Raw genomic sequence first — 10,272 nt, 5'->3', positions numbered from 1 at the left:
GGTTTTTCCTTCGATTTTTACCACGCGATTGCGCGAAAAAAGCGGCCGCTTGGTCGTATAGGCTTCTTCAAAACTAATGCCCGCATTGGCGGCGGCACAGGCGAGTTCGCAACTTAAACACCCGATACATTTGCGCGAGTCGGCTACAATAAATCGATGTCGCATCTTAACGCTCGGTACAGGAGATACAAGGATCGATGCTGTTAAAAATCAGCGCAACGTCCTCAATCGTGTTATTTGGCATCATAATTTTGAGCGCCTCCCAGTTCATATATGTCGGAACCCTCCATTTCATACGTTCGGGCTTTCGCGTGCCGTTACTTTTGAGGTAATAGACCAACTCCCCGCGCGGTGCTTCGCTACGGGAGACGGCTTCGCCCTCGGGCACCATCGTTTTGACATGTAAGGCGATTTCGCCTTGCGGCAAGGCGTTTAAAACTTGGCGTACGAGCGCGATCGACTCTACGATTTCGTACAAACGCACGAGTGCACGCGAGAGGACGTCGCCGTCTTGTTTGAGAATGACCTTAAAATCCAAAGAAGCGTACGCCGCGTAAGGAGCGTGTTTTCGTACGTCGTTGTCGACGCCGCTGGCTCTCGCGACCGGACCTACGACACCGAGTTTGAGGGCATCTTCATACGGTAAAACGCCTACGCCTTTTAAGCGTTTGATCAGCATTTCGTCTTGTTCGAAGCGTTCGATAAAACGCTTGATCGCCTCTTTGTTTTGTTCGAGCGTCGTTTGAATTGCGGTTATGAGGGTTTGATCGAGGTCAAACTTGACACCGCCGATCGTATTGGCACTTAAGTCCATACGATTGCCCCAAATACGCTCTTTAAGGTCTTGAAACGCTTCGCGCGTCTCGAGAAAATCCCGCATTAACGCGCCGTCGTGGATCAAATGCGAGAGCATACCCAAATTGAAAAGATGGCTAGCGATACGCTTGATCTCGTCGGTCAAGACGCGAAGGTATTGCGCGCGCATCGGAACGTCGATACGCGCGATTTTTTCCACTGCCATACAGTAGGTAAAAGGATGGTTGTTGGAGCAAAGCGCACACACTTTTTCGGTAATGATCAGGTTTTGTAAAAAGTTTTTTTGCAGTACGATCGACTCGATGCCTCGATGTACGAAACCGTTGACCATATCGACGCTTTTAATCGTTCGAGCGTCGTCGTTGGGCTCGATTTTAAAGTAAACGGGTTCTTCCAGCGCGACGTCGAAAGGGCCTAAAATCACGGTCGTTTTATCCATGGCGTGCCTCCTTTTGCGCTTTGACTTTACTCCAGAGCGTTTCGCTAACGCGCCCGTTCATCATCGACGAGAGCGAGTAGTATTCGTCTAAAACGCTTTGGGAAATCGAATCGTCCAAAAAGAGACGTTGGGGATTGGGATGGTTTTGAAGCTTGATACCGTAAATTTCGCTGAGTTCCCGCTCCGTCCAATCGGCACTTTTAAACAAAGGCGTGATCGAGAAAACGCATCGATCGGCGACGTACACTTTAACGTTTGCCATAACGCCGCCGCAGTCAAAATGGTACACAAGTTCGTGTGCCTCGTCTTTAGCGTACGCGCTAATCATACACACGCGTGCTTCTACGCGGCGTAAAAGTTCCGCCAAGGCTAAAAAGAGCGTTTGATCGTCTGTTTCGCACCAAAGGCTGTCGTAGTGCGGCGTAAAACGTAACGGATTGTTTTGCGCGGCTAATGAGTCGTTCAAGGTTTTTTCAAGGGTATGCATTTAAAGAACTCGCTTTGTAAAAGTAGATTCGCGTCGGCATTTCGGACAGAGGTTAAAGAGCGACCGAAGAGCATCGTCTCGTTTTGAAAATCCTTTGTTGAGGAGCGAATCGGGTGTTTGAATCATCGGTTCGGAACATTTCGGGCAACGATCAAACGCCAAAGTCGCCGAAGTGATCGCCGTGTATTTTTGACTTTGCGGTAAAGCTTCGGCGCGTACGTCGCTCAGTGCGATCGCTCCGGTCGGACAAAAATAGGTACAATTGCCGCATAACGTACACGAATTGTGCCAAATGATAAATTCGTAACTTTGCTTGAGTGCCTTACATGTAATGTTGATCGCTCCGGCGGGACAGACGAAAGCACAGGTTTGACAAACGATACACTGCGTTTGATCGTAAGAGAGTTTGCCTTTATACGCGCTCATGCTCCCTCCTTGTCGCGGTAGAGTCGACAGGCGAGCACTAAGCCCTCAACGATACTTTGCGGACTCGGCGGACACCCTGCGATATTGACGTCGACTTCGACGAAGCGGTCTAAGGGTCCCTCAATCGAGTAACTATCCCGAAAAACACCGCAACTGATCGGGCATATGCCCATCGCAACGACGATCTTACGTTTGGGAAGGCGTTTGAGGGTGGATTCTAAAAAAGGTTTGGAGCGTGCGGTAATCGAACCCGTAACGATCACGACGTCGGCTGCTTCGGGATCGTTCGTGTACGTACAGCCTAAAGTATCAAAGCCGAATTTCGGCACCAGAACGCTGGCTAAAAGCTCGACGTCGCAACCGTTACACGAGCCCGTGTTGATGCGATAAACGTTAATCGGATTCAAACTATTCTCTCTTTATAGCGTTTTTGAATGTAAATTATACATTTTTAATCTAACTAAAAAATAAAAGCTTTTTTTAAGTAGAGCATTTTAGCACAAAAAAACTTCTTTGTCGTGACGAATGTGTTACAATAAGCTTCTTAGTGAGACTTTTTGCCTAAGCCTGATCCAAGATGCCTTTTTGCGCTGAAGCTTAGCGTTAGGACATCATGCCTCTTGTAGCTTATGAAAGAAGTTCATTTTACCTAGAAAGGAAACCTATGCCTACACGCGAAGATGCGCTTGCGCTACTCAAACGTTATAACTCGAATGCCCTCGTGACGCACGGACTTGCGGTCGAAGGTACGATGCGGTATTTTGCCGAGAAATCGGGGGAAAATAAGGAGCTTTGGGGAATCGTCGGATTGTTGCACGACGTCGATTACGAACGTTACCCCGAGGAACATTGCCGTAAAGGTGCCGAAATTCTTCGCGAAAACGGTTATCCCGAAGAGGTCGTTCGCGCGATGATGTCGCACGGATGGGGAATCTGTACCGACGTTGAACCGCTTTCGCAAATGGAAAAAACCTTATACGCGGTCGATGAACTCACGGGACTGATTACTGCGTGTGCACTGGTACGACCGAGCAAATCCGTAATGGACTTGGAACTTTCCTCGGCGAAAAAGAAGTTTAAAGACAAAGGCTTTGCCGCGGGTGCGAGCAGAGAAGTGATCCAAAAAGGAGCCGACATGTTACATGTAAGTATCGACGAACTGATCGTCGACGTCATATCGGCAATGCGCGCTATCGCGCCGAGCTTGGGTCTGGAGATGAAATCCTAACTTAGCGTCGTCGTTTACGGGCGGGGGATTTTTTGATCATCGGTCGATAATCGACGATGGTCGTCGTTCCTTTCCCCGGATAGCGTTTCATCTCAAAATGCTCGCTTAGCTTGGCAAGAAGCGAGGTTAATTTACTCGAACCGTAGGTGCGCGGATCAAAATCGGGCGATTGGCGTTTGATGTACGCGCCGGCTGCCGAAATACTTGCCCATCCTTCTTCGTCTTGCGTCTTCTCCCAGCCGATATGCAAAAGTTTGATCAACTCTTTGAGTGCGTCGTCGTCGGCTTTTGGCGTCGGTTTGGCTTCGGGAAGCTCTTCTAACGGTTCAGGTTCGATACTAAGGTTTTCGGTGAAGATAAAATCGTCGCAGGCGTTACGAAACGAAAGCGGCGTTTTATGCTCGCCGAATCCGAACACGTAAATCTCAGACTCTTTGAGGCGTGAAGCCAACTTGGTAAAGTCGCTATCGCTCGAGACCAACGCAAACGCATCGAATTTTTGCGTGTAAAGCAAATCCATCGCATCGATAATCATCGAAGCGTCGGTCGAATTTTTGCCCGTCGTATAGGCAAACTGCTGAATCGGCTGAATCGCCAGCTCGTTAAGCCGCTCTTTCCAATTTTTGAGGTAGCTGCTCGACCAGTCGCCGTACGCTCGCTTGACGATAATGCGCCCGTGCGTCGAAAGCTCCGCCAAAATCGGTTCTACTTTACTTTGTTGTGCATTGTCCGCGTCGATAAGGACGACGATACGCTTTTCTTCGCTACCGTTTTTCATGATGTGATACCTTTGGTTTAAGAATGCTCTAACGTCTATTATAGCTTAGTTTAGGCGTTAAAGCGTTTTAGCGTCTGCGTCTTGTTCGGGTACGTTTTTCCATAAAAAAGAGCGAAACGCAAAAGCGAGGCATAAGGCAAGAAGTCCTTGAAGCAACAGCGTATGTTCCACGCCGATACGATGCGAAATCGTACCGATCAACAACGCTCCGATCGGTTGCATACCGAAAAGCGCCATCGCGTAATAGCTCATCACGCGTCCGCGCATACGAACGTCGGAGAGGGTTTGCAGCAAGGTATTGACGATCGTCGTATGCAGCATCATACCGAGTCCCGAGAGTGCGGCAAACGCAAAAGCGGGCAAATCGACGGTACAAAAGGAGAGTGCAACGATGCTGCCGCCGAGCAAGAGCGTCGCAAGGTATAAAATCTTTTGGTGATAAAGGATGCTCGACAACGAGGCCAGCCGTGCGGCTCCAAAGAGTGCGCCGATACCGACGCAACTAATGAGATAACCGTACGTCAAAGCGTTACCGTTTAAAACCTCTTTAGCGACGATCGGTAAAAGCGTCGCGTAAGGTAACACGCAAAAGCTTATCAGTGCCAACAAAAGGATCAGCTTAAACAAATAAGGCGAAGTCCGAACGTAACGTAGCCCCTCTTGCAAGTCGCCGAGTAGTTTTTGCTCCGTAGGTCGCGGTGCATACGAGGGGAGTTTCATCATCGACAAGGAAGCGATAACCGCCATAAAACTCAATGCGTTGAGCATAAAACAAAGGCTTGCTCCCAAACTCTCCAAAACCAAACCGGAGAGTGCGGGGCCTACGAGCCTTGCCAAATTGACCATGGAAGAATTGAGCGCGATGGCATTGCCTAAATCCTCGTTTTTTGCAACGAGCAAGTACACAAGCGATTGACGCGCCGGAAGATCGAAAGCGTTAATCACGCCCAAAAAAGTGCTCAAAAGTAAAATTTCCGTGACGCTATAATGCGTAAACGCCACGACTAGCGTTAAGATGATCGCTTGCATCATCGAGAGAATTTGCGTCAACAAGAGTACTTTATAACGATCGTAACGATCGGCGACGATTCCACCGACCAGCGAAAAGACGAAAGAGGGAAACTGCGTCGCAAAAACGCTCAAGCCCAACATAAACGCCGAATGCGTTTGCATGTAAACAACCCAATAAACAGCCGTTCGTTGCATCCACGTCCCCATCAAAGAGATCGATTGACCCGCAAAAAAGAGCCGATAATTGCGACTTTGAAAAGCCCTAAAGGTGTTGATATTCATGAAGAGATTATAGCGGAGTTCAGATTTGAAACGCTTTTACATGTCAGAAAAAGAAAAGCTGCATAGTCCTTTTTAAAAGAGTCTTATTGCATCTTTCATCGATAAAAAATTGCGTATCGTGATAAGATGGAATTTTCTTCAGTGTATCAGAAAGTAAATCTCTTCTTAGCTCTTTTTCGCACTTCTCAAATTCTCATACATTCGTCATTCGCGTGAGCTACAATATTTAGTGTTTAGATTAAATACAATAATTTATATTTAATTAAGAAATTTCTTACATGTCAAAAAGAGTTTACGAAAAAGGAGAGGCACCTATGTTTGAAAGTTTTAAAGCAAAAGCGGAGGCGTCGGGCAATACCGAAGTGAAGCGTTTTGCGACAACCTCGGAGGCATTGGAGTTTATCGAGGCGTTTATGGCGCAAGAGGGCGTTAAGGATGAAGCGGGTTCGTACGCCGTGTGGGCGCAGAGTCCTATTTTAGAAGCATTTGACAATGAAGCGATGGCTCAGAAATTTCCGGGACTTCATTTTGACGTGACGCGGGAATTGGCAAAAGGGGCCAAAGTAGGCATTACCCAACTGAAATGGGGGCTTGCGGAGACGGGCAGTATGGCACAAGACTCGACCGATGTGACGCAACGCCTTGCGTCTGCTCTTGCGTGGATTCACGTAGCGATTTTGCCGACGTCAAAAATCATTGCAGATATTCCGGCATTAATGAGCAAAATGCACCCCAAAGAGGACAAATACATCACGCTGATTACGGGTGCGAGTAAAACCGCAGACATTGAGCGCGTGCTTGCTATCGGGGTGCATGGTCCTGAGCGATTGGTGATCGTGTGTGTGGATGATTTAGCGTTAGAAGGAGTAGCATCATGAAAGAAGGTATGTCGGCATCGATTCATAAAGCCCTTGAAAACCAAAACTTAGCCGGTATTTTAGACAGGTGGAATTACCCGGCAACCCGAGCAAAAGCGTTTGAGGGCGTTGACTTTGAAGCATTGCGTTCGAAAATCGCCGATATTAAAGGCGAAGCGGCGGGGCATTTGGATGAGCTTGCCCAAACGTTTAAGAAAAATGCGGAAAAAAGCGGCATGAAAGTCTTCATCGCTAAAAGTCCCGATGAAGCGCGCGAATACATCGCCAATCTGTGCAACGAAAAAGGGGTCAAAAAGATCGTCAAGTCTAAGTCGATGGCAACCGAAGAGATCCATCTCAACCATTTCCTTGATGAATTTGGCATCCAGTCCGATGAAACCGATTTGGGCGAGTGGATCTGTCAGCTTGCACATCAAACGCCCTCGCATATGGTTATGCCAGCCCTTCATCTCACCAAAGAAGAAATTTCCGACCTCTTTGCCGCTGAGACCAAACAACCGTTGGACAGTGACATTCAAAAACTCGTCAAAGTAGCGCGTAAAGCGATTCGCGAGAAGTTTTTTGAAGCCGATATGGGCATCTCAGGAGCCAACATTGCCATCGCCGAAACGGGCTCTATCGTCATCTGTACCAACGAGGGCAATGCCCGCCTTGTCACAACGCTCCCGAAGATTCACGTCGCACTGGTTGGTCTTGAAAAACTCGTTCCCAACTACACCGACGCCGCACCTATTTTAGCCGCGCTTCCGCGCAATGCCACCAGTCAGCTCCTTACCAGCTACGCTTCATTCATTTCCGCTCCCACGCTCAATGACGACGGTGAAATGAAAGAAGTGCATATCGTCTTGATGGACAACAACCGAACCGCGATGGCAAAAGACCCCAAATTTAAAGAAGCACTTCAGTGTATTCGCTGTGCGGCGTGTTTGAATGTCTGCCCTGTGTATCGTCTGGTGACGGGTCATGTCTTTGGCGACATCTACACGGGCGGCATCGGTACGATCTTAACGGCGTGGTTTAACGAACTCAAATCGGCTGAAGATATTCAAGCACTCTGCATCGGTTGCGACAAGTGTAAAGAGATTTGCGCCGCAAAGATCGACATTCCGGGACTCATTTTAGAAATCCGCCGCCGTGCCGCAAAAAAAGAGGGCTTACCGTTTATCTACAAAAGTGCGCTTCAAGTCATTAATAACCGTAAGGTATTTCATACGATGTTGCGCGCCGCTTCTGTGGTGCAAAAACCGTTTGTGAAAGAGGGCTTTATCCGCCATCTTCCGATGTTTCTCTCAGGACTGTCCGAGTATCGAAGTTTGCCTTCCGTTGCACCGGTTCCGTTTCGCGATCTTTTTAAGAACATCCAACAACCTAAATGCGAGCAAAAAGCGGCGTTTTACGCGGGCTGTGCGTTGGATTTCGTTTATCCCGATGCGGGCGTGGCGATTGTGAAGATTTTGAACAAAGCGGGCATTGAAGTGTTGTTCCCCGAAGCGCAATCGTGTTGCGGTATTCCGCATTGGGGAAGCGGGTCGTTTGATATGGCGGCGGATGCGGCGGAGCGCAATATCTTGCCTCTTTTAGAGGGAAATCCCGACTACGTCGTGGTGAGTTGTGCAAGCTGTACGACCGCTTTGAAAAAAGAGTGGATCAAAATCCTTAAAGAACAACACCGAGAATCCCTCATTCCGCAAGCTAAAAAAGTTGCATCAAAAACCTACATGTTCACCGAATTGGTCGATAAGCTCATCAAAGAAAAACGCTTAACGCCTAAAGAGGGCATGGAACTTCATACCTTAACCTACCATGACTCGTGCCACGCCAAACGTCACGTGGGCGTTTTCAAAGAACCTCGTGAAGCACTGAGTGCGGCAGGGTATGAAATTAAAGAGATGAATGAATGCGATACCTGTTGCGGCATGGGAGGCTCTTACACCCTCAAACAACCCGAGATTTCGATGAAAATGCTCAAACGTAAACTTGAAAACATCGAAGCGACGGGTGCGGAGTTCGTGACCGCCGAGTGTCCGGGCTGTTTGATTCAGATACGAGGCGGTTTGGATAAATCAGGCTCGAAAGTCAAAGCGATTCATCCCGCCGAACTCATGGTCGATAAGTTTAAATAAAGTGTGAAGTCTACATGTAAGGAAGAAATTCCTTACATGTAGACTATTAGCGTTGATTTTTCAAGAACTCAAAGAAGGATTAGCGTGCGTATTGCTCTTTGATCTCTTCTTTGCTTGCTTCGCGTACGTCGGCAACGATCGCGTGGAAGAGGATCTCTTTGCCCGCAAAAGGGTGGTTACCGTCTAAAACGACATGCTCTTTCGTGACTTCGCTGACGAGGTATAAGACGGATTCGTCGTCGCCGACTTCATCTTCAACGATCTCTTCAAACTGTTCTCCGACATGGACGTGTTCGTCAAAATCGCTTCGCGGTTGCGTCACGACCAAGTTTTCGTCGTATTCGCCGAACGACTCTTTTGCGCTTAAAACGAGCGTGACTTCATCGCCGATCTCTTTGTTTTCCAAAGCGTGTTCGACTTTTTCAAACAGATCGCCGTATCCTCCGTGGAGGTAAACCAACGGTTCGTCGCCCGTATCCAAAGGTTGACGATCACTTGCGTCAAAGAGCTGATAGCTGAGCGTAACCACGCGGTTTTTTTGAATGTTCATTGTTTATCCTTCAAATAGTTTTTTAAACGCTCGATGCCTTCGCGCATATGTTCGATGCTTCGCGTGTAGGCAAAACGCACATAGCAGTGTGTGCCGTTTTCGCCGAAATCGATCCCCGGCGTGAGCGCGATGTGGATGTTTTCCAAGAGCTCTTTGGCAAACGCAAAGCCGTCGTCGGAATATTTCGAGACGTTTGCCCAGATGTAAAAAGCACCCTCGGGTTTGGCGTCGATCTCAAAAAGTTGCGAGAGCTCGGCGTATAAAAAGTCTCGGCGGGCTTTGAACTCGGCTTTGATTTTTCTAAGGTAATGTTCATCAAAAGCTTCCAGTGCGCCGTATTGGCTAAGGGTGGGAGCGCAAATAAAGAAGTTTTGCGCCACCATTTCGGCGTGGCGTATTTTCTCTTTGGGCACGATGACCCAACCCAAACGCTGACCGGGCATACAGTAGTATTTGGAAAAGCCGTTGATGACGTAGACGTTATCGCTTCCAAATTCAAGGGCACAATGCGCCTCTTTTTCATAGGTTAGCCCATGATAAAGCTCATCGGAGATAAAGGCGATGTTTTTTGCTTCACAGTAGCTAACAAGCTCTTTGAGGTTTTCTTTACCGTAGATATTTCCCGTGGGATTGGCAGGGGAAGAGATTTGCAGAGCATCGAGTGTGTGTTCTTCTAAATGCTTTACATGTAACTGAAAATCGTCCTCTTTGCCGATAGGCATAAAGCAAGGCGTGATGTTCAAAAGATAGGCAAAGTTTTTGTAACACGGATACGAAGGGTCGCTAAAGCCTAAAGTCGCGTTTTTGCCGAGCGTTAAAGCATAGGCGATGAGAAACGCACCGCTGGTTCCGGGTGTTAAAAAGATTTGGTCGATGTCGATGGTGACATTGTACGTGTTGGCGTAATGCGCGGCGATCTTTTCGCGTAGTGCGATGAGTCCATGGCTTTGCGTATACGAAAAGCGGTCGTCGTCGATACCGACATGTAAAGCCTGTTTGACGTTTGGAGAGGGCGGAAGATCGGGTTGTCCGATCTCAAAGTGGATACAATCGTCGTATTTTTCCGCTTCTTTGACGATGTCCATGACAATAAAAGAACTCATTTTTTCACAACGCACGTTTATTCCTAACAATTTGAATACGAGAAGTCTATTATACCTATAAAAGATTTAAGCCAATGAAAAGTCGTTCATACGAAGCGAGACGTTTTGAAAGTGCACGGCATTGCTTATATTTTAATCAAAATAATTACGT

At 47.8% G+C, this 10,272-nt stretch carries 11 protein-coding genes; 3 read left to right on the top strand and 8 right to left on the bottom strand.

Annotated elements, in window-relative coordinates; genetic code table 11:
• Positions 1-166: 166 nt before the first annotated feature.
• From OA34_RS12025 to OA34_RS12010, 4 genes are read right to left on the bottom strand one after another with little or no spacing between them, the layout of a single operon-like run.
• Positions 167-1,255: a hydrogenase large subunit gene (locus OA34_RS12025; RefSeq protein WP_039675688.1), complete on the bottom strand. Its 1,089-nt coding sequence runs from the start codon at positions 1,253-1,255 to the stop codon at positions 167-169.
• Positions 1,248-1,742, bottom strand: coding sequence for an NADH-quinone oxidoreductase subunit C (locus tag OA34_RS12020; RefSeq protein ID WP_039675686.1), 495 nt, complete (start codon positions 1,740-1,742; stop codon positions 1,248-1,250). Before OA34_RS12020 ends, OA34_RS12025 begins: the two co-directional genes overlap by 8 nt.
• On the bottom strand, positions 1,743-2,168 hold the full coding sequence (locus OA34_RS13825; protein WP_052435393.1) for a 4Fe-4S dicluster domain-containing protein: 426 nt from the start codon (positions 2,166-2,168) through the stop codon (positions 1,743-1,745).
• The gene (locus OA34_RS12010) at positions 2,165-2,575 is read right to left on the bottom strand and encodes an NADH-quinone oxidoreductase subunit B family protein (RefSeq protein ID WP_039675684.1); all 411 of its coding nucleotides are present in this window, start codon (positions 2,573-2,575) and stop codon (positions 2,165-2,167) included. The genes OA34_RS13825 and OA34_RS12010 overlap by 4 nt, the downstream gene beginning before the upstream one ends.
• A 257-nt stretch (positions 2,576-2,832) precedes the next feature.
• Between OA34_RS12010 and OA34_RS12005 the strand changes: the two genes are divergently transcribed.
• Entirely contained in the window at positions 2,833-3,396 is a 564-nt protein-coding gene (locus OA34_RS12005) for an HDIG domain-containing metalloprotein (RefSeq protein ID WP_039675683.1), read from the top strand.
• Position 3,397: 1 nt separating this feature from the next.
• Here OA34_RS12005 and OA34_RS12000 read toward each other — a convergent pair whose 3' ends face one another.
• Complete coding sequence (locus tag OA34_RS12000; protein WP_039675681.1) at positions 3,398-4,174, bottom strand: NYN domain-containing protein; 777 nt, start codon at positions 4,172-4,174, stop codon at positions 3,398-3,400.
• A 57-nt stretch (positions 4,175-4,231) separates the two neighbouring features.
• Entirely contained in the window at positions 4,232-5,467 is a 1,236-nt protein-coding gene (locus OA34_RS11995) for an MFS transporter (RefSeq protein WP_039675679.1), read from the bottom strand.
• 314 nt (positions 5,468-5,781) lie between these two features.
• Here OA34_RS11995 and OA34_RS11990 point away from each other — a divergent pair, with 314 nt between their 5' ends.
• Both OA34_RS11990 and ldhH read left to right on the top strand, forming a co-directional pair.
• The gene (locus OA34_RS11990) at positions 5,782-6,345 is read left to right on the top strand and encodes a LutC/YkgG family protein (protein WP_039675677.1); all 564 of its coding nucleotides are present in this window, start codon (positions 5,782-5,784) and stop codon (positions 6,343-6,345) included.
• Complete coding sequence (ldhH, locus tag OA34_RS11985) at positions 6,342-8,468, top strand: L-lactate dehydrogenase (quinone) large subunit LdhH (protein WP_039675675.1); 2,127 nt, start codon at positions 6,342-6,344, stop codon at positions 8,466-8,468. The genes OA34_RS11990 and ldhH overlap by 4 nt, the downstream gene beginning before the upstream one ends.
• A 79-nt stretch (positions 8,469-8,547) precedes the next feature.
• On the opposite strand, the gene OA34_RS11980 is transcribed toward ldhH, so the two are convergent.
• The gene (locus OA34_RS11980; protein ID WP_039675674.1) at positions 8,548-9,018 is read right to left on the bottom strand and encodes an FKBP-type peptidyl-prolyl cis-trans isomerase; all 471 of its coding nucleotides are present in this window, start codon (positions 9,016-9,018) and stop codon (positions 8,548-8,550) included.
• Positions 9,015-10,136 (bottom strand): pyridoxal phosphate-dependent aminotransferase, encoded by a 1,122-nt coding sequence (locus OA34_RS11975; protein WP_039675672.1) that lies wholly within the window; start codon positions 10,134-10,136, stop codon positions 9,015-9,017. The genes OA34_RS11980 and OA34_RS11975 overlap by 4 nt, the downstream gene beginning before the upstream one ends.
• Positions 10,137-10,272 lie beyond the last annotated feature (136 nt).

It is taken from the genome of Sulfurospirillum sp. MES (genome assembly GCF_000789415.1).
GTDB lineage: Bacteria > Campylobacterota > Campylobacteria > Campylobacterales > Sulfurospirillaceae > Sulfurospirillum > Sulfurospirillum cavolei.
The sequence above is the reverse complement of the archived record's forward strand: the minus strand, read 5'-3'. Positions and strand labels throughout refer to the sequence as shown.